Genomic DNA, 24623 nt, shown 5'->3' on the forward strand with positions numbered 1-24623 from the left:
CCAAGGCGCTTGAGAGAACCACGTTAAAGGAACTCGGCAAAATGCTCCCGTAAGTTCGCGAGAAGGGAGCCCCATATGCAGGCAACTGTGTGTGGGGGGCACAAACTAGGGGGTGGCGACTGTTTACTTAAAACACAGGGCTGTGCGAAGCCGTAAGGCGACGTATACAGTCTGACGCCTGCCCGGTGCTGGAAGGTTAAAAGGAGGGGTGCAAGCTCTGAATTGAAGCCCCAGTAAACGGCGGCCGTAACTATAACGGTCCTAAGGTAGCGAAATTCCTTGTCGGGTAAGTTCCGACCTGCACGAATGGCGTAACGATCTCCCCGCTGTCTCTAACGTGGACTCAGCGAAATTGAACTGTGTGTCAAGATGCACACTACCCGCGGTTAGACGGAAAGACCCCATGAACCTTTACTCTAGCTTTGCACTGGCAACAGGAATGTGATGCGCAGGATAGGTGGTAGGCTTTGAAGCCGCGACTCCGGTCGTGGTGGAGCCTCCCTTGAGATACCACCCTTCGCCTTCTTGTTGTCTAACCGCGGCCCGTTATCCGGGTCCGGGACCCTGCATGGTGGGGAGTTTGACTGGGGCGGTCGCCTCCCAAATCGTAACGGAGGCGCGCGAAGGTTGGCTCAGAGCGGTCGGAAATCGCTCGTTGAGTGCAATGGCAGAAGCCAGCCTGACTGCAAGTCTGACAAGACGAGCAGAGACGAAAGTCGGCCATAGTGATCCGGTGGTCCCAAGTGGGAGGGCCATCGCTCAACGGATAAAAGGTACTCTGGGGATAACAGGCTGATGATGCCCAAGAGTCCATATCGACGGCATCGTTTGGCACCTCGATGTCGGCTCATCTCATCCTGGGGCTGGAGCAGGTCCCAAGGGTATGGCTGTTCGCCATTTAAAGAGGTACGTGAGCTGGGTTTAGAACGTCGTGAGACAGTTCGGTCCCTATCTGCCGTGGGTGTAGGAGACTTGAGAAGAGTTGCCCCTAGTACGAGAGGACCGGGGTGAACGAACCACTGGTGGACCAGTTATCGTGCCAACGGTAGTGCTGGGTAGCTATGTTCGGACAGGATAAACGCTGAAGGCATCTAAGCGTGAAGCCCCCTTCAAAACAAGGTCTCCCTTGAGAGCCGTGGAAGACCACCACGTCGATAGGCCAGAGGTGTAAGTGCAGCAATGCATTCAGCTGACTGGTACTAATTGCTCGATTGGCTTGATTTGATCCAGTAAAAGCATGGCAACATGTCTGGAATATCAAAAGATCATGGAACAACACTGATGTTCGGCCCAAACGGGCCATGTCTCTGCTTCGGTTTGGTGGTCATAGCGCTGGCTAAACACCCGATCCCATCCCGAACTCGGCCGTTAAGGGCCAACACGCCAATGGTACTGCGTCTTAAGACGTGGGAGAGTAGGTCACCGCCAAACCTAATCAGAGACAGCTCTCTCAAAACGATACAAATACAACCCTTCCATATCTAGCCCGGAAGGGAATTGGCGCGGGGTGGAGCAGCCCGGTAGCTCGTCAGGCTCATAACCTGAAGGCCGCAGGTTCAAATCCTGCCCCCGCAACCAAAATCTTATAACAACATCAACGACATGCGCCCCGCCATCTGGTGGGGCTTTTTGCTGTCTTCCCTACGGGTCAACAATAGGTCAACAAACGGACGGATTCCGCGTGCAAGATCAGCGGGATAGTAGCCCGACGGGATCAGGAACGGGCGAAAGCCGCAGCCGACAGCTTTCACAAGTAAAGAAGGATCATATACGACCGGTAGAGCTCTGGCGATGGCTCTGAGACACTTCAAGCTAGCAAGGCCGCGGCAGCGAGATAAGGGTGAGGAAGATCACGCTGTCCGATAGTTGGTCGAGTTCATCAAGCCGCAAAAGCTCTGTCTGGCTCGAAAACTGTCGGTATCCACTGTGCGGTCGTCAGGCCATCCGCGCTGCGCCCAAGCTCAACAGTTATCAGACGGTCCCCATTAAAGGTAGGGCTCAGTTCCAGCGAAAGATAATCGAACAACTGACGATCATGGACCGCCAAGATCACCTGTCGGCCCTCTAGCTTAAGCGTCCTAAGAAGCGCAGCGAACTGTGCAATGTGAACGTCATCCATGCTCTGCACGGGATCATCAATGATTAACCAAGGAAGCTGCGGTCTCACGGAAAGGTTGAGAGCCAGGAACAACGTCAGCGCAGCGGTGTTTAGGTTCCCAGCACTCAGCATGGCTCGTGGATTTCCACCTTTGCCGCCGGATCGGTACAGTGTTTCGAGTACAGCCTCTACAGTGCCATTTGAGCTACTCGGCAAGGCAAAAGCCGGGACGAATGCTTCTTCTGGTGCAAGGCGAATGAACAGCTCACGCCAAACACTGTTCAATTCGTCACTGAATACCTGCCTCACCTTTGCGCTACGTAAAGCAAGGGCTCTTGCTGCAAGCCCTTTTCCCACAGCAATCTTGCGTTCGGCCTCTGCCCTCCGAGCGTTAGCTGCTTCCGTATCCGTTCTGATTACTTCGAGAGCATCCGAAGCCGCTGAGGCGGTCTTTCTTGCTGATAAAAAGCTAGAAATCGCCTCTGCGATGTTCTTTAGGCGATCTAAACGGTTCTGAGCTGCAAGTTCTTCCTTCTGCGCAAATGAAAGGATGTTCGCCAGCGAAACCTCAAGCGAAAAGTCCTCGAAGGGGTCCAGGTAGCCCAATGCGTCGGCGTGCTGCTTCAACTCTGACCGCAGTCCGCTAATACCAGCTTGCCTCGAATTCAAAACCGAAAGCTCTCTAGCCGAGGCTGAAGCAAGAAGCTGAAGTTGCGCGCCCGTTGCAGCCGCGTCGCGACGAACCATAAGACCGTTCTTCCACTCTGTGAGAAGTGCAATATCAAGCTTCAGTGCGTCACTCTGGCTGGGAGAAAGGCTCTTTGCAGTAAGCTCACTTTCTTTTCGTTCGGCCTGACTAATCGAAGCCATTGTGGTGGCTCGATCTCGGACCAAACCCTCTACTCTGCCCGCAGCCGAAATAAGTCTGTGGACTTCCTCTGAAACGTGAGCAGCTAATGCGCCTTCGGAGACTTCACTATAATCTCTGCTGCATACCGGACAGGTTTCATCTCGAATGTGAGACGAGATTGCGGTCAGCGCCTGAGCTAGGGCTTGGTTCGCCCCCTTATCTTGTGCCAGCTCGTTGTCGATTGTCGAGAGCCTAGATCTCCCTTGCCTCAACGACTCCTTGACCTCGAGAAGAGCCTTGGCGCCTGCCTGCTCAGCTTCAGCCTGTCCCTGAAGTCGCGCCAAGTCAGCAGCAACGAGGCTAAGTGAAGTTTCGTATGCGGATTGCAGGTCCTTAGAAGGTGCAATAACTTGCGGGAATCTATTTCGGATGCTTTCAAGCAGCCCGCGTAGGTCAGCGCCTGGTCCAATATTCCACTTGTCCAAAGTTTCCCGAGTTTCCAGCGCAGTTGCCTCGAGCTCCTGACGCTCTTTTGCTTGGTCGGCTGGCGCCTCAGCCAACTGGCTCACAGCTGAGTTGATCTTGCGCAGCCTTAATGCCAGTTCAATTAATCTTTCTTCAGTCTGCCGACGCAGATTCTCCAATAGAGATTCAAGTACCGCAATGTCTGAGAGAGCATCTAGAGGGATGAGACCGTCAATTAAGTCCTTCAAAATACGTTCAGAACCTTCTTGACCTTTGACTGCAAGCTTATATGCCGCCTCTGCGTCTGACAGCCGTTTCGCTGCGGGCGCCGCGTCGGAACGTGCCACCCAGTATTGAGGTGCGACATCACGCAACCTACGAACATCACCGCTTGAATGCAGCCCGTCTATTAGAGCATCCAGCGCTTCAAGTCCGAGCAATTCTTTGACAAAGCGAGTTAATGGCGAGTCAGTTCTGCGGCTGTCTTGATGCTCGTAAATCTCAAGGAGACGGCCAAGTGCTGCCTGTGGCAGATAACACCTTTCAGTAAAGAAACGAGCCAATTCACTATCGAGAAGCGGATCGCCCCAAATGAGCTTACCATCTGAGTAAACTTCCGCAGAAGATGCTTTCAGACCCGTCGCTTCAATCTGAACTCGGCATCTTCCATTTGCACCAAGCTTGTGCGGTAGATGTTCAATGTATTCTGGGTCAAAACGGGCAAATGAAGAGACCGAGCCCGACAATGCGAACTCTATTGCCGACAAAAGACTGGTCTTGCCGGTCCCGTTTGGCCCATGGATAAGAACAATTGGAGCATCTAGAGAAATGCGCTGGAAGCCCCGAATACTGCGGAAATCTTCAACGACTAAGGAGGTGATGCGAGGGTTCATCCGACCCTTCCTTCTGGCTCTTGATGTTCAACAAACGGCTCTTCAACCATTGCGGCAAACCTTTCCGCGACTGCGTTTGCTCCCAGCGATGCTAAGTCGAGCAATATTTGCACCTCGGCAGGTGTCGAAGGTCGCAATTCATTTAGGCAATCTAGCCCCCTTGCGTCGGCTGGTTTTGGTAGGGTGAGCGGCAGTAGAACCGCGAGCCAGTTCCTTATACTTGCCTCGTCTGAATGGTCGCCTATCGGCAACACCCGTGCGTACCGGGCCAATACGGTGAGCGCAGAAGAGTCTAGACGCGGCCCTACAAGAACAAGTGTGAGGGGCCGACGTGATTGTACAACGTCGAGAGCCCGCCCTATACCTTCGATAAGCCGCTGAAGCTCTGACGACTTTTGAGTGACAGTATCGCCCACGATCACGAGATCGGGTGACGGCGGTTCACCGATGAATGCAGCAGGTATGTCAAAGTGAAGGCTTGCGATTTGTAGCGGATTCGCCATGCGTCGAAACCGCGATAACTCTAGAATACGCGCAACCCGTTCGACTGGCGTAGTCTCGTTCAAAGCGCGGCCTCCATTTTGAACTTTTGCAAGAGCGCGGAAACGCTTGGCGCTCCATCCTTCACCGAAGGTATACTAACCTCCCTTAGGCGAGTCTTACCCGTGCGTCCTGGAGCACTTGTCGGGTGCCTCGGCGCCCGGCTCGGCGGAGCGAAGCTATGTACAATCACGGCGTCGTCGTGATCGCTCACATGTCCTTCGGCAAACAATTGGGCCGCAGCGTGTGCGCTACCAGCAAAGAATACCTGTGACCGGACTGCCAACGACTCGACCTGCAGAGCTCCAGACTTGGGGTCAGCGATGTCGGACATGGAGCAAACCCAGTTACCTTTAGTCTCACCATAGCCGATAATCGCGAGCCCCAAAGCCAGCTCTGCCTGGCCTGTTGATTCCAAATGCGGGTTTGCCAGAGTTCTAGTAATCCCCGTGTCTGAAAGCGGCGCATAGATGCCTTGACCCGGATAGTGACTGCGGCCCCGATAAAAGAGCCTTGTCGCCCGCCCAAAGTGCGACAGAGCGTCCAACATGAACGACTCATGGTTTCCCACTGTCGCTGTGCTTGCTGCCAAGTCGCGCAACCGTTCCAGTCCTCGGCGCAACTCCTCTCGGTCATCTTTAGGTAAGTTATCGACAGCAGTGTTGGCTAGCGCCTTTGCTTTCGCGCAGACAACGTGAAGCCAAAGCGCAGGCAATAGTGTGCTAGGAAAGGACCGGATCAACGAAGCTGTGTGTATGGCACCTGATTGGCCTTGATAGTCGTTGCGGTAGAAGTTCTGTAGCAAAGTGCGCTGACGAACGCCAACCTGATCCTCTGATATCATTACGGCCGGTGGTTGAGTTGGAAAGCTGGACGGCAACTGAGCATGCGCTCGAACGAAGACGTCTTGAATATTTGTATCCTGAGCTGATAGCCCTAGCATGAGCGTGCACTTCGATACGGCCAGATCAAGAAGTTTCGCCGCAATTACAATATTTTCCGGTTTGGCTGCCCAGCCATCGATCTGCGACTGTCTTCCAACAATCCGCTGTCGGTAGACCGCCTCGTTCTGACCGGCCAACGCTGCACAACCATGGAATTTGTAAAGGCGAGCCCTTCGGACATTGTCTTGGACATCTTTCGGAAGAACCCTGACTTGCATAACTGTCGAACCGGGTCCGTCCAAGACTCGAATTGCCTTCTCGATCAAGTCATCCCAGTTAGCGCTAGCACAATCGGATGCCACCCCTTCCATGATTAGGGCAGAAAGCCCAAGATGCTCTGGCCCAGGCGATGTAGCAGGATCTGCATATCTTTCCGCCACCTTCACACCTTCCCAAACGAGGTAGTCAAGGTCCTCCGATGCTGGAAATTGATCTAGCATCACAGCATATCTGTCTATCAGCTGCTGCTTTATTTGATTGATTGGTCCCCAGGTTTCGACTGGTGTCGCAAAATCTAAGGAAGCGCGTTGTGGGGCGTCCAAAGCAACTAGTGCTAGAATGTCGTTTAGGCAGGCACGAAATACACAATCATGATTTGCGTGATCCACCTTGAGACGAAGATGCTCTAAAACAGCTGCGACAACACCTTTTAGCCCAGGGAGTTTACCAAGAGATACTCCCGCCCCGAGCCAGATTGCGTATCGATCATCTGCAATTCCGTCCGCAAAGTCACTTAGGGAGTTATCAAGTAACTCAATCGTTTCAAGAATTGAAATGTCCAAAGCTGTCGGCATACTCGATCAGATCGCTCCCACTTACCCAAACAGCGCATGGTAGGAGCATTGCTGCACCATCCAGCTGCCCTATCGCTAGGGTTGCACATCGACGTGACGACTTGCAAGTCGTAAGCTGAACTCATTAGCGCGATGCGCGGCTGTTCACGGATGGGAACTGCCAATCGGCATACGCGTGGATCAGAGACAATGAACATCTCAACCAAAGTGTGCGCGCCCTATCTGTGATCCCATCCGATCCGAGCAATGCGGTCGGACCTCCCCTAAGCCCGTTCCCTCGCTAGATAGCCCGCGACGAAGTTGACCGCCCCCTGGGCAAGCGCGAGCCCTCCGGCGACGAGCGAAGCGCCGACCTCCCCACCGCAAGTCTCGGACAGCCCCGGCAGCCAAGGTGCAATCATCGCGGCCACAATCGGTCCAAGAAGGCTCGTCCAGCCTACGGCGGCCATCTTGCGGGTGGGGCGAAGGGTGGGCTGGGTGATCAGGTTCATGATGGTCTCTCCTTTGTTGGGTTTCAGGCCCGGTTGATCCAGTTGCGCACGACGAAGCCCGGGCAGGCTTTTGCGGCGTGGTCGTTGTGACCGGTGATGCGGGTGATGGCGGTCTCGGCGCGGATGGCGTCGATGAGACCGCGCAGGGAGCGATCCTGGGCGACGGTGAAGTTCCGGCCGAACGGATCAGTGGCGGCCGAACCCGCTCCGCCGATCAGGCAGATATGGATCACGCCGCGGTTGTGGCCTTCGACCCCGGCGCCGATCTCGGTCTCGGCGCGGCCAGGCAGGATCGCGCCGTCACGGTCGATCAGATGGTGGTAGCCGATCTTGCGCCAGCCGCGTTCCTCGCGGTGCCAACGGTCGATCTCCTTGCGCTTGGCGGTGAGGGGCTGGCCCCGCATCCAGTCCGGGTGGGTGGAGGCGCAATGGATGACGATCTCGTCCACGGGATAGCGGGCGCTGCCCTGGAAGATCATCGGCCCGGCTGGTGTCGAGACGCCCGTGGGCTTCAGGTTGCGTATGGCGCCGCCCTCGGCCGCGACGGCCTTCAGCGCGGCATCGGTGCGGGGGCCGAAGAGGCCGTCGATCGCGCCGGTGTAATAGCCGAGGCGCGCCAGCGCCATTTGCAGCGCCTTCAGCGCATCGATCTGGTCGATCATGGGTGTGGTCCTTTCGGGCAAAGAAAAACCCCGCCGGAAGGGCGGGGCGCGGGGCGGTCTGGGCGCGGGTCAACCGGCCTTCGGCGGGTCCGGTGGGGGGCTTTGCGCCTCCCGGGCTGCGGCCAGTTCGGCGGCGAGAAGGGCGCAACGTTCGGAGAGGATCGCGATCTGCTGGCGCAGTTCGGCGACATAGGCGGATGAGGCGGCAGGGGACATGGGGCTCCTTTCAGGGTCAGAAGTCGGTCTCGAGGTAAAGGCCGGTGCACTCGAAGGCGACCGCCGCGGCGGTCGCGCCGTTGTTCAGGAAGAGGCGCGGGGCGAGGAAGGTCGCGGCCTGGGGCAAGTCGGTCGTTACTTCCTGTTCGAAGACGGCGCCGGTCAGCTCGTTGACGGCGCGAAGCCAGATCGACGTACCTGCGGCCGGGCACCATATCGTCAGGGTTAGGAGCCCCGCCGTCGCGATCAGGAACCCGGCGCCGAGATCCACGAGGGTCGGTGCGCCGGTGGCGTCATTGCTGACTAATTGCCAGTTCGTATGCGTCCCACGCTGGAAGCCGAGGCCGATGGCTTCGACGAGCGCGGAAAGGGTGGTCGTGACCGCCAAGGCTGCAACCGATGATAACAGCCCAAAGAAGCCCATTCCGGTCGCTTGCAAGGTGGTCAGACTAATGCGGGCGACGAGGGTGAAGCCGCCGAGGCCAGCGGCATTTCCACGCCAGCAGGCGGTGACGGCCGAGCGCTGATCGCAGACGGAATCCACCACCGCGGCCGAGGTCAGGCGCCAGCGCCGAGAACTCGAAAGCAGCGATCCCGCCGCCAGGGCGGGGTGGCTGACGGTGCCGACGCTGGTCAAGGCGATGCCCTGGGCGGCGATCGTCGTACCGGACACCGGTGCCCAGATGCCGATGCGGTTCAGCCCGGTGTGGGGTTGCAGCGGGAAATCCCGCCCGGAAGGCCTGACGACTTCAAGCCAGGGGGCGCCTGCCCGCTGGCGCCCATAGAGCGCGAGCTTGCCCACCGGGGGCGAGGCTGGCACGGCGGAGAGGCCCGGGATCACGATCGGCGCCGGGAACTCCGCCCGCCCGGAGGCGCGATCGATGACGAAGGCATCGAAGAAGGTGGACCCATTGGGCGAAACCTTCAGCGTCACATCGTCGGAGCCGAGGAGCCCGAACAGCGCCCGCGCCGAAAACCCCGTCTTCAGGGCAAGGCTTGCATCATTGCCCGCGGCGGCTTTGTTGATCGTCGCCTCATGCGATCCGCCCGCATTGTTCAGGAGTGTCGCGGCGGCATTGACGCTGAGCCGGTTCGACGCATCAGGCGAGGCACCACCGAGACCCAGCCCCAGCGCAGTCACGTTTGCCGTCGCCGCGCCGATCGCGGTGACGCTGGCCGCAAAGGTGACGGTGGGCGTGTTGATAATGGTGCTGCCCAGCGCCCCCGCGGTGGTCGATCCGAGGTTGATCACGGTCGTCGATCCGGCCGCGCCGCCGGTGCCCAGGTTCACGGTTTTGGTGACCCCGGTCGTCGTGCCGCCGGTGCCGAGCCCATACGTGGCAGTGGATGTGGCCGTGCCGATCGTGACCGCCGCATTCGAAAACGTCGTCGCCCCCGCGAAGGTCTGAGCAGCATTGCCGAGATGGGCCAGCGTGGCCGAGAGGTTCGGCAAGGTGAAGCTGCGGGTCGTGCCTGCGGAGAGGCCGGTAAGATCGAAGGCCGCGAGCCTGGTCGGATCGGCATCATCGGCCAGGCGGAAGAGATTGTCCGGGAAGGGCAGCGCGGCCTGCCGGACCCAGACGCCGCCGAGAAAGGTCAGGGCGGCATCTGTCGCGCGATCCCAGACGGACCAGCCTTCCGCGGGCGGATAGAAGGCCCAGGCCCCATCTTGCCAAGCGGCGATCGCAAATGCATGGCCTGCCCAGGCGCCCATGGGTGCCGGACCCACGACATAGCGGGCGCCATCGACCGGTGATCCCGGCGGAGTGTTGAGACCGGTGCTTTCCACGGCGGGCTGCACGAGGGCATCGAGGGCACGGAAGGCCTCGTTGACGGTGATGTGCTTCTGCGCCTGGTTCGCCTCGAGGAAGGTGAGGCGGATGTTCGGGGTGTCGGCCATGAGGGCGCCTTACTTCGATTTGGGGGTTCAAACGGTGATGTTAAGGGTGGCGCCGCGGCCCAGCGCGCCAGTTTGCGCGATGCGCACAGAAACGGGGCCGGAAACCGGGGCGCCGAAGTCGGCTGTCTGCATGGCGACCGTATAGGTGAAGGCGGGCGCGGTCAGACCGGCGACGCTGCGAACAACCACCGCCCCGTTCAGGATGTCGATCTCGTAGCCCTCGGCGGCTTCGCCCAGTGGCACTTCCGTCAAGGCCCAGTTGTCGCCCGCGAAGGCCCGGGTGCGGCGGGTCCAGCTGAGGGCGATATCGCCGCCGGACAGGTTCACTCTTTGGGCGTGACACGGCCGCCAAGGGCGCAAGCCGCGGGCCGAGGGCGCGAAGGTGACCGCGAGGTTCGTTGGATCGCCAGCGGGTTTGCTCGAGGCCCCGATCCGCCAGTTCCACGCCGCGCCATAGTCTGCGCTGCCGATCGGCAGGGGTTTGACCCCGCCGTCCAGCACGACGACCCGCGCTCCAGCCGGGGCGGGATTGGCGATTGCATCTTCGGTGCCGAGCAGCCCGCGCAGAAGCCGGGTCAAGCGCCAGCGTCCTGGCGACTGCAGGCTCGCCGTGGCGAAGCCGACGATTTCCCAGAGGTCAGGAGCGGTCTCGATCACCAACCAGTTCGTGCCGGAAAACACCGCCGCATCGCTGACACTGGCGAACTGGCCTGCGATCATGTCGACCCAAAGCTCGTTGCCGCGATCGAAACGGTTCGTGGGCCCGGCATAGAAGGGAAATGCCAAGGTGCCGAACCAGCCCGGTCGCGAAATCGTGGTCAGGACCGCGAAGCCATCCGTCGATGCCGATCGCCAGACCGCCGCCGTGCCATACCACGGGGCAGCATGGGCCGCGGCATAGGGCTGCCAGTCCGGGAAATCCTCCGAGAGCTGTGGCAGGTTCATCAAGGCAACCAGCGGCGGCCCATAGACGGCCCTCGCCCCGGAAGTCGCGCCGCGATCGCTGCCAGGGGCAAGATCGTAAATCGCCCGATCCGAACGGCGCGCCTCAACCCGCCGCCCAGCGCCATCGGTGATCGAGGTCAGGGCGAATTCGATCAGGCGGTTGTCGTGATCGAGGAGGATCACATCGGCGGGGTCCAGCGCCAGGCGCGATGGCGGCAAGGTGAAACTTGCCTTCTCGCGGCCGACCCATGCTTCGAAGAGAGCCCGGCGCACCCCGCGTTCGGCCGCGCCGCTGGTCGAGGCGATGGGCAGTTGCTCCGCGGATATCCGCGCCGTGTCGACGGTGATCCGCCGCGCCTCGACAGTGATCCCAGCTAACTCCTCATCGCGGGCCATCAGGCGCCATTTGAGGGCGAGGGGCAGCTCGGTCTCCTGCGCCCGGGTCAGTTCCAGATCCTCGGCCTCGCGGCTGGCAGCGACGAGGCTGTCGAGGGTGATCGTGGCCACGGGCCGCTGCCCCCGCATGCGGAAGCGAATTTTGCCCTCGGCCTCGAAGGCGTCGAAACCGAAGAGGCGGGCGAGGGTCTCGATGGAGGCGCGAGGGCTTTCAATGGCGTTCACAGCAAAGCCCGGCACCGACCCCGCAAGATCGATGACATCCAGATCGGAGGTGGCCAGCCCAGCGCGGTCGCAAAGCTCAGCGACGAGTTCCGCGAGGCCCGTGGCCCCGGCGCGGCCGGTAAGCCAATGCCCAAGCCGCCAGTTCTCGGCATCCGACCAGACATCGCTCCGGGCCGGGAAGGCCGGGAAGGGGCGGGCGTCCCATGTCCAGAGGGCGATCTCGGCGGTCTCGATCATCCGGCCGGAATAGAGCGAGGCAGTGGGGTTGTTGGCCGGGTTCGCCCAATAGCCGATCAGGGCTTCGGCATAGCGGCGCTGGATGAACTCGTCGGGCCAGCCCCGGGAAAAGTGCGGCAGCAGGGATTCTGACGACTTCGGGTCGACAAAGACATTCGGCTGGTTGGTGCCGCGATCGACGCAAGGCGCGCCTGCTTCGGTAAACCTGATCGGTTTTGACCCCGGCACCCAAGCCGTCGGCCCGCCGCTTTCCACGCCGCCCGGGCGGTTGATATGCGGCTGGCTCCACCAGTTCCGCAGATCCTTGGATCGGAACACCCAGGGCTTTCCGGCACCGTCCGTGATCGCAGTCCGCGTCTGAGAAATCCTGTCGGCCGAGGAGGCATAGAACCAGTCGAAGCCCTCACCGCCTTCGATGTTGGCTTGCAGATAGGCGGTCTGGTGCGGGCCGGTCCATCCGGCTAGGGCATCGAGGTGATCATCGCCGTCGCGCCAGTCCGAGAGCGGCAGGTAGTTATCGATCGCCACGAAATCGACATTCACGGATGCCCAGATCGGATCGAGGTGAAAGAACACATCGCCCGTGCCGTCCGAGGGTTGATGGCCGAAGTATTCCGACCAGTCGGCGGCATAGCTGACCTTGGTGGCAGGCCCGAGGATCGCGCTGACATCGGCGGCCAGTTGCACGAAGGCGGTGACGGCTGGATAGGTCGAGGCGCCGGAGCGGACTTGCGTCAGACCGCGCATCTCGGTGCCGATCAGGAAGGCATCTACGCCCCCGGCCGCGGCGCAGAGATGGGCGTAATGCAGGATCATCCGTCGCAGGCCCCAATCGCTGCCACTGCCGGTGAAGCTGACCGTCGTGCCCGACACCGCAAACTGCCCCGGCGCGGCCGAACCGAAGAAGGCCGCAACCTGCGTCCCTGCCGCCGCCGTCTTGTCGACCGTGCCCGCAAAGCCCGCCGCGGGGGCGCAGGTGATCCGCCCGCGCCAGGGATAGACCGGCTGGCCCGGGATGGTGCCGTTTGTCGAATAGGGGTTCGGCAGGGTGTTGGCGGCCGGGATGTCCATCAGGATGAAAGGGTAAAAGGTCACGCGCTTGCCTCGCGCCTTCAGTTCTTGGATGGCCTGCACGACGGCGGCATCGGTGGGCGTGCCGCCATAGGCCGGACCACCATCGACAGTGGAGACGACATGCGCCGCGGCGCGCGTCACGCCATTCACGCGCCAGACCATCGGGGTTGTGGTCTTGGTTGTCGATTCCACGCCTGGCTTGATCTGGCAGGCGCCTGCCCGCAGATCGGTGCCGAACCATGAAACGACCAGCGACACCGCCTCGCATTCGGGCAGGGCGGCGTCGAGCCGGTTCAGCGAGGCCACCAGATCGGGCAAGCCCTCGACGCTATTCTCGTTCTCTGGCACCGCAGTGCCATTGCCGCCGCCGCTGTTCCAAAAGCCGGGAGCGGCCGTGGTGCGGGTGACCGTCTGGGTCGCGTAGACGAACTCGCCCGCCGACGGGATCAGGTTCACGGCGCGCACGAGGCGTTCCATGGCGCCGGGATCTGGCGAAGGGCGGATCACTTCGAACGAAAGCTGCGGCAGACGGTTGCCGAAGGTCTCAAGGGCCAGATCCTCGAACACGACATAGGCCACGCCGCGATAGGCCGGGGCCTGTCCGGCGCCTTCCTTAGCCTCGATGAAGGGGTCCGGCATCTGGCTTTCTGTGCCCAAGTGAACTCGGATCACGGCGCCCGGCACATCGAAGGGTTTGCCATCGGCCCAGATGCGGCAAACGCCGCCGATCGGGCCCTCGCAAAGTGCCACGGCGAAGGAGGCGTAGTAGCGATAGCCTTCGGTCACGACCTTCGGCCCACCGCCTTTGCCGCCGCCTTGGGTTTGGCGGAACTGTTCCTCGCGGAAATCCGTGGCCCAGATGATGTTTCCGCCAAGCCGAATCGTGCCGTAAAGCCGCGGGATGACCGCCCCTTCGGTCGCCGATGTCAGGCGCAGATCGTCCAGCTTCGCGCCTTCAATCCGCTGATCGGGGGCAAGCGAGCCGATGATCAGGCTGTCAATGACCGAGCCCGCGAACGTCCCAATGGCGCCGCCGATCGTGGCGGCGCTGAAGCCGAGAAAGGCGCCACCGAAGGCGCTGCCGATTGCGGAACCGGCGGCGGCGAGGAGCATGGTTGCCATGGGGATCAGCCTGGAAAGAGGAAAGCCGCCACGGCGCGGCGGCGCCAGGGCAGGGTGAAGGGTTCGCGCGTGACGCCGGTGGTCTCGCGGGCATGGATCAGGGCCAGCTGGTCGGCGGGCCCCGGCACGAGGATGCCGCAGTGCTTGGCCGGACTGGTCGCGACCATGCGGAAGAGGATCAGGGCGCCAGGTTCGGCCGCACCTACGGGGATCTCGATCAGGAAGGTCCGGGCCGCTTCCCACATCACTTCGCGGCAGCTGCTTTCGCCCCAATCGCGGGTATAGGGCGGCGGGGCGATCGGTTCGGCCCCGTGCAGATCGCGCCAGATGCCACGGGCGAGGCCAAGGCAATCGGTGCCGAGACCCCGGACAGAGGCCTGATGCAGATAGGGCGTCCCAATCCAGCGTTCCGCGATTGCCACCACCCGGGCGGGATCGGCCGGGGCGCGGGCCTCAGCCATCGGCAAGGGGGCGCAGCGGCGCGCCGGAGTTTGCGTCGGTCTCGTTCGGATAGCGGGTGACCAGATCGTCGCCGGGGATCGATGGGAAGCCGCGGAAGTTCAGCGCATTGCCGAACCGGTCGCGGCAGGTGGCGTGGCGCTTGTCGCAGCCTGCGGTGATGACGAAGGCGTCGCCCGGGGTGATTGGCCGCACCGGTGCCTCGATCAGGGTGATCGTGGCAGTGCCGCTGGCAAGCGTGTGACCCGCCACTTCCGCCCGCCGCCCGGCATTGGCGCCGCTAGTCCATTCCACCACCCCGAAATCAAACCAGCTGCTGGCAAAGCCATCAAGGCCTGTCGCGACGGTAAATCTTCGGTCGCCAATTGTTGCTGTCGTAGCGCCGGTGCCGCGATACAGGGCGCTCGTCAGGTTCACCCCGCAGCGCGCATCGCCTAGCGTCGCGTCGCAGAAATACTGAAACGTCCGGCCGACCGGCTGGTTCAAGAGATGCGCCAGCGCACGAACCTCGGCTGTGAAAGCATGACGCCCCCGCCTGATCTCACCGATGCTGCCGCGGCGCATCAGCACGCGCTGGCTGACCGCTTGCCAGTTCACCAGCCAAACCTCGACCGCGGCATTGTCCCAGAGCCCGTCGGCGATATCGGTCTCAGTGATGCGGTCAGACCGAAGCGCGCCTTGCACGTCTTGGGCATCGACCGACAGATCGCCCAGGCTTCTGATCTCGCTGGCGGCAAAGCCGGTCTCGGGTTCGAAGCTGGTGCCTGTGAAGGTGAGGGGGCGATCATGATCGGTAAACCCGAACACCGCGCCATCGCGACGTTGCAATCGCCAGCACCATGCGAGGGTGGTCGTGCCTTCATCCAGATGCGCCTGGAAGCCTGCGGGCAGGGTCTTCATGGGGCGCGGTCCTGTTGTTCGAGGCGGCCGACGGCGGCGCCGATGCGGGCGATGTTCTCGTCGAGGCGGATCATCCGCTCTTCGATCACGGCGATGGCGCGTAGCGCTTCGGCCACGTCGCGAATTTGCTCGGGGCGGATCATGGCCAGATCGTCCAGTTGTCGTTCGAGCATGGCGACGCGGGTGTTGATGATCCCGGCCCACCAGATCGCCGCCCCGCCTTGGGCGGAAAGGGCCAGCGCGAGACTGACATAGGCGACATAGCCCATGGTGTTGCGGTCTTTGGGTGGGGTCATCGGCGCACCTCGATCAGGGGAATGGAGGGGATGGAGCCGGTGCGTTCGATGTCGAGCGTGACGGGCAATTCGTCGGTGTCGAAGCGCACCGGCACGTCGAATTCGAACCCGGCCCGGATCACGGCGCCGGTGGTGGGGGGAGCGGCGAAGGTGACGATGCCGGTGGTGGTGTTGACCGACCAGCCCGAACCCTGCGCGATGCCGTTCAGCGAGATGGTCACCGTGCCCGCTACAGGTTTCAGGATCGTCCGCGCCCAGGATTGCGCGCCGGACGTATAGGTCTTCACCAGCTGAAACACCGTCGCGCTGCCGTTCCCGGTGCCGATGATCTGGTCGGTGGGCGCGGGCACCGCCGAGGGCAGGCAGGACTTGTAGTCGGACCAATCCTTGAACCGAAACGCGTGCAGGCGGCCATTGCGGGCCTCGAAGAAGGCGACAACGGCCGCCAGATCGTCGGCCCGGCGCACGCCATAGGAAACGTCGTAGCGGCGGCGCGAGTTAGCCCAGGAGGCGTTGCGTTCCTCGTCGCCCGAAGCAAGTTCGACGATGCGCGTGCGCCGTTCCGGCCCGCCTTTCGCGCCCCGGCTGATCCCGTCCGGAAACCTGATCTCGTGAAACGCCATTCAGCTACTCCTTCGGCCATAGGCCACGGCCCGGGCGATGTCGGAGGCGACTTGCGCGCGGGAAGCGCGGAAGCTCTCGGCATCGCGGGCATAGATGTTGACGGTGGTGCCTGCCCCGCCTTCCCAGGCGCGGGTCTCGGCACGGTTCAGAACGCGTTCGCCGCGCAGAAGGACGGCCGCGTATTCGTCGGACCCCAGGCCCATCCCGCCGCCGGTGTGGAAACGGGGTGCGGCGGCCAGCGCAGCCGCGGGGATCAGCATGCTGGCGGGGCCGGGCACCCGACCGCCCGAGTGATAGACCCCGGCCGAGATCGATCCGCCGCCGATACCCCCGCCGATCCCGCCGAGAACCCCGCCCAGCGCGGAGGCAAGGGGGCCGAAGACGAAGCGGCGAAACGCGATCTTCGCGAGATCGGCGATGATCGAGGTCGCCAAACTGCTGAAATCCAACTTCCCCGTCCGAACGAATTCCGCCACGGCCTCTTCGCCCGCCCGAAAAGCGCTGGTGATCGCCTCACCCACGCTGCCGCCCCAATTGGCGGCCTCGGCTGCATAGGTTGAAAGCGCCTCGCTGACCGCGGCCCAGCCGGTTGCCGCGACATCGGCGGCGGCGGCGACTTCCTCGGCTGTCTGCAACGGGCCTCCGCCTCCGCCCGCGCCGCCCTCTGCCGGATCGTCGGGCGTGATGGAGATTTGCAGCGCCCGATCGCGGACATCGTTGAAGTATTCCGAGAGGGGCGAGCCCGAGACGATGCCGCGGATTTGCGCCGCCAGCGCTGCTCGGCGTTCGGCATCACGCGCGGCATAGGGGTTCGCCACGCTGTCGATCCGAAACGTCGCCGGGTCCAAAGTGGACAGGGCCGGATCAAGGCCGACGGCCTCAAGGGCCGCGTTCGCCGCCTCCGCCAGGGCGTTGATCCCGGTCAGCGCCTTCTCGATCATCCAGTTCACGGCATCGATCACGGCATTGGCCGCGCCGATTGCGAGGGCGCCGACGGCATCCGGCACGCCCTGGAAGGCGTAAGTGGCGCCTGCGGCCGCGACCTTGAAAGCGTTGATGACGAGGTCGCCCATCCAGATGACGCCGTCGACAATCCGTTCCCAGGCCCAATCCGCCCATGCGACGGCATTGTCCCACCAGCCCCGGATCGTGTCGAAGACGGGCTTGCCGATCTGATGGACGTTCTCTGCAAAGACCTGCCAGGCGGCCCGGGCCACGTCGGTGAAACTGACCTGCGCGCCGGTGGTCTCGTTGATCTCGTTGCGCATCCCCGCAATCGCCGCCGAGCCCAGAGCCACGGCAGCCGTCACCAGCGGGAAGCGGCCAGCGACTTGCAGCACCCCTTGGCCGAGTGTGCGTGCCATGCCGCCCAGATCGCGGAAGAGCGCCCCGACACCGCCATTCCCAAACCCATAAATCTGGGAAATCTGGCTGCCTTGCTGCGCCATGACCATGAAGGGATTCATCCCGCCTGCCAGCGAAACCCCGATGTCCTGAAGCTGGAAGGACAGGTTGGCCATGCGGTGGCTGGCGTTGCGGGTGGCGGTACTCATCCCGCCCAGTGCGGTGGTCCGGCCCTTGATCGCGGCGATGCTGGCCAGCGTTGCCTGGCGCTCGCGGCCGATGGCAGCTGTCATCTCCTCGGCCGAGATTGCCCCGACCCGGTGCGCTTGCCGGATCTCGGTCAGGGTCGATCGATAGTCCCGCACCACCGCGAAGAGGGGGTTGTGCTTGGCGCGGAGGTCGTCGAGGGCCCGGGCATAGGCGGCAACATCCGCCGCATCGCGGGCCATCCCGCCCGAGACACCGGTCGATCGGTTCACCGTGTTCATAACGGTACCGGATACTGCCGCCGCCTGGCGCAAGGCCGTCGCAGCCCGGGCCGCCCGGTCGGCAAGGTCCTGCATCTGGCGCATGGCCTCCCCGGCCGAGACCCCGGCGGCGTTCAGCCCTGCCGCCGCCCGGGGCCCCGCCGCTTCGATCAGGGTCAGCGCGCGGGCGCCTTCCTGGCCGATGCCGACCAGTTCGGCCTTCAGCGCCTGCCCGCCGGTCGCCACAAGGCGCACCGAGACCCGGCGTTCAGATCGCGTCGTCATGGTTCTGAGCTCTCACTTGGGCGTTAATGCCGCGCACGGCGAAGGGTTCGATCAGGGGCAGGAGTTCGGCCACGATCAGCCGGTTCAGGCCCAGCGCTTCGGCCATGGCTAAGGCGGCTGTCATGTCCCAGCCGACCACCCCACCGGGGATGGCGCGGAACTGGCCGCGGAGGGACTGGGCCAGTTCCCAGACCTGCCAGGCCTCGAAGGTGCGGGGGCGGTGGAGGTCAGCGGGGCAGGCGGGGCAGGGCTTTACGCATCCGGCGCAGTAGCCTTCGCCCCCGCCGAAGTGCCATTCGGCGAGGGCGCGGAGGCGTTTCCCTCATCGGCCAGGATCAGGCCCTTGGCGACATAGTCCGTCTGGAAGCGCTGAAAGAGCGGGAAGAGATCGAGAAGGGCGGCCACAGCCTCCGGCGTGGGCGGCACCGGATAGCCCTCGGCATTGCCGACGCCTTCCCAGTCGAGGATCGCCAGCGACCCAATCGCCTTCGCCAGGGCAACGGCCACCTGATCGGCGGGGGCGTCTTCGGGCAGGCTGGCAACTTGCGCATCGCTGCGGGCGGCGCCGATCAGGGCGGAGGTCAGGGGGGCAAGGCGCAGGCGCACCCCGCCGCCGAGGTCGAGCCAGGCCGGTTCAGGGGAAAGGTTCAGGCGGATCATGGAGGCGCTCCTCAATAGCTGGTGGTCGTGTTGACAAGGACGGCGGTGCACATGCGGGCGGGGGACGTGGCCCGGGCCGCTTGCCATTCGAACGTGGCCTGCACGCCCTGCGGCCCGTTGATCGGGATGCGCGGGCGCGGCAGATAAGCGGCGTGGACCGTGAAAGTGAGGGACGCGTTCGCCCCAAGGCTCCAGGCGAAGACGAGTTCGCAAGGGTCACCGGCGATCGCCTGGTTCACCAAGGTCAGATCGGCGAACCGTGCCTCGATCGATCCGGTCAATGCGGCCATTGATGGGTCGAGCCCCTCGAGAAGCCCGTCGTTGCGGATCGTCTCGATCCGGTCGAGGTTGTTGGCATAGGAGACCTGCGCCGAGACGATGTTGCCCAGCGCCGCCCCGTTCCGCGTGATCGACCCCTGAAAATTGCCGAAGCGCTGCAAGGGTAAGGTTGCGTCGGTCAGAACACCGGCGGCCGTCGCGGCCGCAACCGTTTCGCCCCGCCCGATCAGGCCGACCGTCGCCGTCAGGAGCCCAGAGCGCTGCGATTGCCACTGGATACGATCGGCGACGAGGCCTGAATACATTGCGAACCGCGGCACATCGGGCATCTGCGTCTCAATCGCCATGCTGGGCAGCGTGAAGCCGCCCGACTGAAACGTGTGCGTCCGCGGTGTGGTGCCGGTCGTCACCGGCTGGCCGAAGATCGCCTTCAGCCAGAAGCCGAGGTTCTCGGCATCCATCGGAATGACGACATCGCCATCCACGTTCACCGCATCGCGGATCGGCGCCTGTGGATCGCGGCCGTATCCCAGAAGCTCGGGCGACAGCAGGCCCTGTTCGGAGCCGAGCGTCGTCGTGGCAAAGGGCATCCGGCGATAGCCGCTGGCGGGCGGCGTGCCGTAAACGGATTCGAAGGCGAACGCGACTTGCGTCCGCGCGCCGGGCTGGCGGGCCATGGGTCAGTCCTTTCGGGGGTTGGTCAGAGAAGCGGGTCGGTCGTGGCATAGGCGAGGATCACCGGGATCACCGCTGCCTTCAGACCCTCATTGCCGTCGATCGCCAGCAGCACCGGTTCCGGCGCCTCGGGCGTGATGTAGTCGCATAGGCCGCCCAGCGTCCGATCGGTGGCGAGGGCCGCGCTGATCGCGAGGCGGAGTGTGTCAAAAGCCGCATCCCGGGCTGCGGAATTCCCATCGACCACCACTTCGATCTCGGCTCGATGTTCGTAGTAGTAGCCCGGCGGCGAGAGCCACACCTCCGGCGACCCCGGATCGCCATCGCGCAGGATTACCACCCCTGCTGCAGGCAACTTCTCGGGCAGGATAGCGTTCCGCAGCACCTTGGCCCCCGGAGGCATTGCGCCGGACAATAGGCTATGGAGCGACGCGAGCAGGCGCTCGGCCGTGGATTGCGTGGGCATGACGATTCCAGATTCATCGGCGCCCGACGGTTTTGAACAGTCGGTGCTTCTATGGATAGTGGCTACGTGGTCAGATTACACCCAGCTTACGAAGCTAAAAGGGGAAGAATAAAAGCCACAAGAGCGCTGCCAAGAGTATGAAGGCCAGTATGGTAAATCCATACAAAACCTTTGAGTTGAAGATGGGGCTCTTGAGAATTTCGTTCTCTGGATACGCAAACCGTGCTGTCCTAATCAGTCGAGTCACAATCAGAACGATTGCGTACGCTAGTGGAAGCGAAATAAGAGCCGAGAAGGGGTAAGGCATCACGGAAACTGTCACCGACATAACCGCTGTGCAAACGACAAGATAGATCTGCTGCTGCTCAAGGTCTCTTCTGGCGCCGATGCTTTCTGAGATTTGCTTGGAGAGGATTTCCGCTATTTCCTTGCTCACCGCCTCGTTCTTTCCTTCAAGCTCATTCAAGTACTGCCGCATATGAGTTAACCGTTGGCCGTATTCGAGTATTTGTGTTTCAAGGTGGGGAATCGTATTCTTATAGTATGCAACCATGGCTGCATTCGGCAGCCTGTTTTCAATATCGGACTTCAGAAGCTCCGAGTGCTTATTAAGAGCCTCAGCTTCTTTTTCAGATTGTGTTTTCTGATCTATTGCCGCGCTCTTCTGCTCCTCAATTTTCTCAAGGATGGCAAAGTGTTTGATTGTTTGGTCAAGTATTCTCGACTTGCGGCGTTCGAAAATCAACAAGATGAGTGGAATGATCCCCAATACTACCCCGGCCACACCTAGCAGAGTTGACACGAGATTAACTGGGTCATCAATTATTCGATCATACCACAATCTGTATTCTCCCTGCGTGATAAGGCAGACGGCTTTTTACCTTAAGCGCGCACAACCCAAGAGGCATGCCAGCGGAAATTCCAATGTGACACTCCGTGGTGCGTTGAGAATGATCGATTGCACAGTGCCTTTCAAGGTATCAGCCCCTCCACGCCCCCAAGATCGCCCCGGGCAGCCGCGCCGTCGCTTCCCGCGCCAACCCATCGAGGTCTAGCTTCTTCGGCATTTTCACCTGCCGCAGCAGCAGGAACACCGGCACCGTCTGGGCCCCGGTCAGAACCCCATCCCGCCGCCGACGGCCCCCCTTTGCTGCGGCCAGCCCCCGGCTGTTCAGGCGCGCATCATCGGCCACCAGAAGGCTTGGCCCGTTTCGGCGGTAGACGAAGCGCAGGCGCATGCCGGTGCGTTGCTCCCAGCGCCAGGACGTGATGCGCTGGCGGCCGAGGCCGTTGGCGCCCGCGGCGGGCAGGGGGATTGCCAGCCAAAGCCCCTCCTTGCCGCGGATTAGCACGCCACCGTCAAACGCGTGCAGGATATCGGGCGCTTTGGTCCAGACGAGGCTGGCGGCGCGAAGGGAAGTGCCTGATCGCGGGAAGTCGGCCTGCCGGACAGAGTTGGCAAGGCGCGACCCAAGCCCAGCGCCACGAATTTGCCCGCGCCAGTCGTCACGCAGACTCCGCCCGGCGGCAAAGACGCCGTGGGTGACGGCAGCCTCTACCTCTTGCAGGATTTCGGTGGCGATCGCTGCCAGATCGCCGTCGATGCTGGCGCCGACCTTCATGCCTCTCGGGCCTCTGCCTTCCAGACGTGGCGAAGGGCATCGCGCAGCGGTTCGCCCCGGACCTCGTAGATCACGCCCGCAATCTCAAACGTGTCGCCCGGCGCAAGTGTGCCCAGTGCGGCGCATTCGACATCGATCATCACGCTGTCGGTGACGAACCGGCCCTCGCCGAAGCCCGTCACCGCATCCGGCCGTCGCAGCATCACGCGGACGGCCAAAGGCGCGCCAGCCCCGCCCGATCGCCATACCGCATCCTGCGCGAGGTTCGGATCGCGGAAGAGGGCGGCCGCGGCGGTGGCAAAGGCCGACATCTCAGGTCGCGCCCCCGTTCAGGCGCACGATGCCGGTCGTGTCGCCCGCGCCGCCCGCCACCGCCTGCGTGGCGATGCCGATCCGCGTGTTGCCGGTCAAGACGTTCGTCGTCCGGCTGTTCGCCGCGTCCCAATAGATCGTCTGGCCGACCGTCCAGGCCTGCGAGGGCGCCTTTGGCAGCGAGAACACACCCACCAGCCGGATGACGGCGGTTTCGCCGATCGCCGCCGCCCCCTCGGCCACGCCGAAGATGCTGCCGACCAGTACGCCCTGGCCGGAGGCGATCACGGCGGCTGCGGTGATGTTGATGGTTTCGCCATTGGCGATGAAGTTCTTCATCTGGGTTCTCCGTTTTCGGGAATGTCAGGGGGGGAGGGGCGTCAGGCGCCCGCGTTGCGGAAAAGGCCGCGCCAGTCGATGGCTTTGGCGGCGAAGTCGTGGCGGGCCTTGATCTCGATGCCGTCCACCTCGAAGCCGGAACGGGTCTCGGTGTAGACGCCCTGCTGGCCCTCGAGATAGGCGAACTCGATCGTGTCGATCCGGGAGGAATCGGCGGCGAGGAACCAGGGGTCGGGTCCGGCGGCGGGGATCAGTCGGGCCTCTTCGATCGGTTCCAGGCGATTGGCAAAGGCGTTGACCCCGGCCACCGCATTCGGGGTTGTAGCGGTGACGTTCTTCCGCGCCTCGACCGACCGGACGCCCGGCGGGGTGATGATGTAGCGCGGCAGGACGCTGATCTGGCGCCCCTCGAGGCCCCGCTGGTTGCCGAAGAGGCGGTAGGCCTCGGCGAGGGTCGCTTCCGAGATCGCGCCCGCGGTGCCGAGGTTGGCGTGGGAGGCGTGGAACAGCGGGTTGCCGTCGGCCATGTTGGGGTTGGTCGAGAAGATCGAATAGACGAGGTCGCTTTCCAGATCGGCCGCGGCAGCGCCGAAGGCCGAGGGGATGCGGGTGAAGGCGTCGAGATCGTCGTTGATCAGCGTCTGCCGGGTGATGCCGACGATCCGGCCATAGGTCACCAGCGCATAGACCTCGCGGCTTTCCCCAATGGTGCCATAGGTGAACTCGCCCGATTCCGGCACGCGCAGCAGGTCCGGCGCGCCGCCGAGCTGGTTGCGGGCGACCGGCTTGAAGTCTGTGATCACGGCCTGGCGCGCCCAGGCGGTGAAGGTGCGGGGCGTGGTGTCATAGGCCGCGCGCAGGGTCTTGTTGGCGACGTTCGCCAGGATCAGGGGGAAGTCGCTGGTCGAATGCAGGCCAGAACGGCCGATCAGGGCCTCGGTGGCGAGTTCCATCTTCGACAGGCCCCGCGTGGCGATCCCGCGCCGGTCAAGCGCGTGGCGCGCCAGTTCAAGAAGGGTCAGGCCGCGGAATTCGCGGGCGCGGTCGGTCAGCTGCGCCCGGCCAGGGTTGTGGCGGTGCAGAAGGGCCTCGGACATGGCGTCGCGATAGGCGGCGTCGGCCGCGCCGGTTCCGCGGGCGGTAGCGGCCACAGGCTCCGAACCCCGTGCGGCGGGCGCATCGGCCTCGGCTAGCTTGTCGAGGATCGCGGCGCGGGCGGCATCGAGCGACAGGCCGCGGCGGATCAGATCGGCGGCGAAGCCCGCTCCCAGCGCGTGGCGTTCGCAAAGCGCCAGCACCTCGGCCGCGGAACGGTTTGCCTCCGTGCGAATGGCATCAGGGCTGGTCTCGGCCGCGGGCGGCGTGATTGGCGCGGCGCGGGTCTCCGCGGGGGCGTCAGTTTCGGGGATCTGGGTCTCGGGCATGGTGGTCCTCGTCTGGTTCGGGGAAAGGGCGGGCGCATCGGCCCGGGTGAGGAGGCAGGGGGTGAGGGTTTCGGGGCGGGGATCGGCAGCGCGGATATGCGCCCCGGGATCGGCGGGCATCGCGACGGCGGAGATTTCCATCGGCTCCCAGTCAACAGCACGCCAAAGCTCGCGCTGCCCTTGGGCTTTGGTGATGTCGTACCGGTGGACGCGGTAGCCGACGGAGACGGCCGAGACCGTGCCATCCATGATCCGCTGGACGATCGGCGCGGCATCCGGCGCCGAGGTCAGCCGCACCCGGGCAAAGCCCTGGCCAGCTTCGATCCGCGCCGTGCCGGGAAGAACCGCGCCCACGACGGACTCGAGGCCCCAGGATCGGTGGGAATCTAGAAACGGTGCGCCTGCGTTCAGGCGGTCCATCCGCACGGCGCCCGGCGTAACGACCAGTTCCTCGTCATACTCTACAACATCATCCCAGCCTTCATAGCGCCGCCGCTGCACGGTGGCGCCGGTGGTCCAGATCACGTCGATGGTCATGTCGTCGTCCTCGCCACGGACAAGCCGAAGCGAGGCCTCTCGCGTGATCAGCGGGAGGTTCAGGGTTTCAGTTGGCATTGGG

General features: G+C 63.1%; 21 protein-coding genes, 1 tRNA gene and 2 rRNA genes (1 of these 24 only partly in view). 3 read left to right on the top strand and 21 right to left on the bottom strand.

Translation table 11 applies throughout. From position 1 onward, the window contains the following. From ACSBLW_RS14035 to ACSBLW_RS14045, 3 genes are all read left to right on the top strand, one after another. Positions 1-1224: ribosomal RNA gene (locus tag ACSBLW_RS14035) — 23S ribosomal RNA — on the top strand; it begins 1611 nt to the left of the window's first position. A 92-nt stretch (positions 1225-1316) separates the two neighbouring features. Further along, a 5S ribosomal RNA gene (gene rrf / locus ACSBLW_RS14040) occupies positions 1317-1431 on the top strand. Positions 1432-1501: 70 nt separating this feature from the next. Then, a tRNA-Met gene (locus ACSBLW_RS14045) sits at positions 1502-1578 on the top strand. 301 nt (positions 1579-1879) lie between these two features. Here ACSBLW_RS14045 and ACSBLW_RS14050 read toward each other — a convergent pair. The 21 genes from ACSBLW_RS14050 to ACSBLW_RS14150 form a co-directional block, all read right to left on the bottom strand. Continuing rightward, the gene (locus ACSBLW_RS14050; protein WP_435257232.1) at positions 1880-4306 is read right to left on the bottom strand and encodes an AAA family ATPase; all 2427 of its coding nucleotides are present in this window, start codon (positions 4304-4306) and stop codon (positions 1880-1882) included. Between the two features lie 562 nt (positions 4307-4868). Further along, positions 4869-6572 (bottom strand): SIR2 family protein, encoded by a 1704-nt coding sequence (locus ACSBLW_RS14055; RefSeq protein ID WP_435257233.1) that lies wholly within the window; start codon positions 6570-6572, stop codon positions 4869-4871. A gap of 275 nt (positions 6573-6847) precedes the next feature. Beyond that, positions 6848-7075, bottom strand: coding sequence for a hypothetical protein (locus ACSBLW_RS14060; protein ID WP_435257234.1), 228 nt, complete (start codon positions 7073-7075; stop codon positions 6848-6850). 23 nt (positions 7076-7098) lie between these two features. Further along, positions 7099-7737 carry an N-acetylmuramoyl-L-alanine amidase gene (locus ACSBLW_RS14065; RefSeq protein ID WP_435257235.1) on the bottom strand — a complete coding sequence of 213 codons (639 nt, stop codon included), beginning with the start codon at positions 7735-7737 and terminating at the stop codon, positions 7099-7101. A gap of 69 nt (positions 7738-7806) precedes the next feature. Further along, on the bottom strand, positions 7807-7953 hold the full coding sequence (locus ACSBLW_RS14070; protein ID WP_435257236.1) for a hypothetical protein: 147 nt from the start codon (positions 7951-7953) through the stop codon (positions 7807-7809). Positions 7954-7969: 16 nt separating this feature from the next. Further along, positions 7970-9853: a DUF2793 domain-containing protein gene (locus ACSBLW_RS14075; RefSeq protein ID WP_435257237.1), complete on the bottom strand. Its 1884-nt coding sequence runs from the start codon at positions 9851-9853 to the stop codon at positions 7970-7972. A 27-nt stretch (positions 9854-9880) separates the two neighbouring features. After that, positions 9881-13852 (bottom strand): baseplate multidomain protein megatron, encoded by a 3972-nt coding sequence (locus tag ACSBLW_RS14080; protein ID WP_435257238.1) that lies wholly within the window; start codon positions 13850-13852, stop codon positions 9881-9883. A gap of 5 nt (positions 13853-13857) precedes the next feature. Then, positions 13858-14313, bottom strand: coding sequence for a peptidase (locus ACSBLW_RS14085; RefSeq protein WP_435257239.1), 456 nt, complete (start codon positions 14311-14313; stop codon positions 13858-13860). Beyond that, positions 14306-15211 (bottom strand): DUF2163 domain-containing protein, encoded by a 906-nt coding sequence (locus ACSBLW_RS14090; protein ID WP_435257240.1) that lies wholly within the window; start codon positions 15209-15211, stop codon positions 14306-14308. Before ACSBLW_RS14090 ends, ACSBLW_RS14085 begins: the two co-directional genes overlap by 8 nt. Beyond that, a complete protein-coding gene (locus ACSBLW_RS14095) occupies positions 15208-15507 on the bottom strand; it encodes a hypothetical protein (protein WP_435257241.1) in 300 nt (99 codons plus the stop codon). Before ACSBLW_RS14095 ends, ACSBLW_RS14090 begins: the two co-directional genes overlap by 4 nt. Next, positions 15504-16130 (bottom strand): phage distal tail protein, Rcc01695 family, encoded by a 627-nt coding sequence (locus ACSBLW_RS14100; protein WP_435257242.1) that lies wholly within the window; start codon positions 16128-16130, stop codon positions 15504-15506. The genes ACSBLW_RS14095 and ACSBLW_RS14100 overlap by 4 nt, the downstream gene beginning before the upstream one ends. Next, positions 16131-18227, bottom strand: coding sequence for a phage tail tape measure C-terminal domain-containing protein (locus tag ACSBLW_RS14105; protein ID WP_435257243.1), 2097 nt, complete (start codon positions 18225-18227; stop codon positions 16131-16133). After that, entirely contained in the window at positions 18211-18366 is a 156-nt protein-coding gene (locus tag ACSBLW_RS14110) for a DUF7697 family protein (RefSeq protein WP_435257244.1), read from the bottom strand. Before ACSBLW_RS14110 ends, ACSBLW_RS14105 begins: the two co-directional genes overlap by 17 nt. A gap of 113 nt (positions 18367-18479) precedes the next feature. Then, entirely contained in the window at positions 18480-18887 is a 408-nt protein-coding gene (locus ACSBLW_RS14115) for a hypothetical protein (protein ID WP_435257245.1), read from the bottom strand. Positions 18888-18898: 11 nt separating this feature from the next. Continuing rightward, on the bottom strand, positions 18899-19843 hold the full coding sequence (locus ACSBLW_RS14120) for a phage tail tube protein (protein WP_435257246.1): 945 nt from the start codon (positions 19841-19843) through the stop codon (positions 18899-18901). 23 nt (positions 19844-19866) lie between these two features. Next, on the bottom strand, positions 19867-20307 hold the full coding sequence (locus ACSBLW_RS14125) for an acyl-CoA transferase (protein ID WP_435257247.1): 441 nt from the start codon (positions 20305-20307) through the stop codon (positions 19867-19869). A gap of 94 nt (positions 20308-20401) precedes the next feature. Then, positions 20402-21148: a hypothetical protein gene (locus ACSBLW_RS14130; RefSeq protein ID WP_435257248.1), complete on the bottom strand. Its 747-nt coding sequence runs from the start codon at positions 21146-21148 to the stop codon at positions 20402-20404. Positions 21149-21287: 139 nt separating this feature from the next. Continuing rightward, positions 21288-21929, bottom strand: coding sequence for a DUF6441 family protein (locus ACSBLW_RS14135; RefSeq protein WP_435257249.1), 642 nt, complete (start codon positions 21927-21929; stop codon positions 21288-21290). Further along, positions 21926-22240 carry a head-tail joining protein gene (locus tag ACSBLW_RS14140; RefSeq protein WP_435257250.1) on the bottom strand — a complete coding sequence of 105 codons (315 nt, stop codon included), beginning with the start codon at positions 22238-22240 and terminating at the stop codon, positions 21926-21928. Before ACSBLW_RS14140 ends, ACSBLW_RS14135 begins: the two co-directional genes overlap by 4 nt. A 1-nt stretch (position 22241) precedes the next feature. After that, positions 22242-22580: a DUF2190 family protein gene (locus tag ACSBLW_RS14145; protein ID WP_023916751.1), complete on the bottom strand. Its 339-nt coding sequence runs from the start codon at positions 22578-22580 to the stop codon at positions 22242-22244. 41 nt (positions 22581-22621) lie between these two features. Then, a complete protein-coding gene (locus ACSBLW_RS14150) occupies positions 22622-24619 on the bottom strand; it encodes a prohead protease/major capsid protein fusion protein (protein WP_435257251.1) in 1998 nt (665 codons plus the stop codon). Positions 24620-24623: the final 4 nt, after the last annotated feature.

Origin of the sequence: Thioclava sp. FR2 (genome assembly GCF_051200875.1) — a bacterium.
Lineage (GTDB): Bacteria > Pseudomonadota > Alphaproteobacteria > Rhodobacterales > Rhodobacteraceae > Pseudotabrizicola.

Bases quoted from the DNA above. Each gene is read 5' to 3' on its own strand.
- ACSBLW_RS14070 (WP_435257236.1), bottom strand. From the start codon at position 7,953: ATGTCCCCTGCCGCCTCATCCGCCTATGTCGCCGAACTGCGCCAGCAG.
- ACSBLW_RS14150 (WP_435257251.1), bottom strand. From the start codon at position 24,619: ATGCCAACTGAAACCCTGAACCTCCCGCTGATCACGCGAGAGGCCTCG.
- ACSBLW_RS14145 (WP_023916751.1), bottom strand. From the start codon at position 22,580: ATGAAGAACTTCATCGCCAATGGCGAAACCATCAACATCACCGCAGCC.
- ACSBLW_RS14115 (WP_435257245.1), bottom strand. From the start codon at position 18,887: ATGATCCGCCTGAACCTTTCCCCTGAACCGGCCTGGCTCGACCTCGGC.
- ACSBLW_RS14060 (WP_435257234.1), bottom strand. From the start codon at position 7,075: ATGAACCTGATCACCCAGCCCACCCTTCGCCCCACCCGCAAGATGGCC.
- ACSBLW_RS14125 (WP_435257247.1), bottom strand. From the start codon at position 20,307: ATGCCCACGCAATCCACGGCCGAGCGCCTGCTCGCGTCGCTCCATAGC.
- ACSBLW_RS14065 (WP_435257235.1), bottom strand. From the start codon at position 7,737: ATGATCGACCAGATCGATGCGCTGAAGGCGCTGCAAATGGCGCTGGCG.
- ACSBLW_RS14075 (WP_435257237.1), bottom strand. From the start codon at position 9,853: ATGGCCGACACCCCGAACATCCGCCTCACCTTCCTCGAGGCGAACCAG.
- ACSBLW_RS14120 (WP_435257246.1), bottom strand. From the start codon at position 19,843: ATGGCCCGCCAGCCCGGCGCGCGGACGCAAGTCGCGTTCGCCTTCGAA.
- ACSBLW_RS14095 (WP_435257241.1), bottom strand. From the start codon at position 15,507: ATGACCCCACCCAAAGACCGCAACACCATGGGCTATGTCGCCTATGTC.
- ACSBLW_RS14100 (WP_435257242.1), bottom strand. From the start codon at position 16,130: ATGGCGTTTCACGAGATCAGGTTTCCGGACGGGATCAGCCGGGGCGCG.
- ACSBLW_RS14135 (WP_435257249.1), bottom strand. From the start codon at position 21,929: ATGAAGGTCGGCGCCAGCATCGACGGCGATCTGGCAGCGATCGCCACC.
- ACSBLW_RS14105 (WP_435257243.1), bottom strand. From the start codon at position 18,227: ATGACGACGCGATCTGAACGCCGGGTCTCGGTGCGCCTTGTGGCGACC.
- ACSBLW_RS14050 (WP_435257232.1), bottom strand. From the start codon at position 4,306: ATGAACCCTCGCATCACCTCCTTAGTCGTTGAAGATTTCCGCAGTATT.
- ACSBLW_RS14085 (WP_435257239.1), bottom strand. From the start codon at position 14,313: ATGGCTGAGGCCCGCGCCCCGGCCGATCCCGCCCGGGTGGTGGCAATC.
- ACSBLW_RS14080 (WP_435257238.1), bottom strand. From the start codon at position 13,852: ATGGCAACCATGCTCCTCGCCGCCGCCGGTTCCGCAATCGGCAGCGCC.
- ACSBLW_RS14090 (WP_435257240.1), bottom strand. From the start codon at position 15,211: ATGAAGACCCTGCCCGCAGGCTTCCAGGCGCATCTGGATGAAGGCACG.
- ACSBLW_RS14140 (WP_435257250.1), bottom strand. From the start codon at position 22,240: ATGTCGGCCTTTGCCACCGCCGCGGCCGCCCTCTTCCGCGATCCGAAC.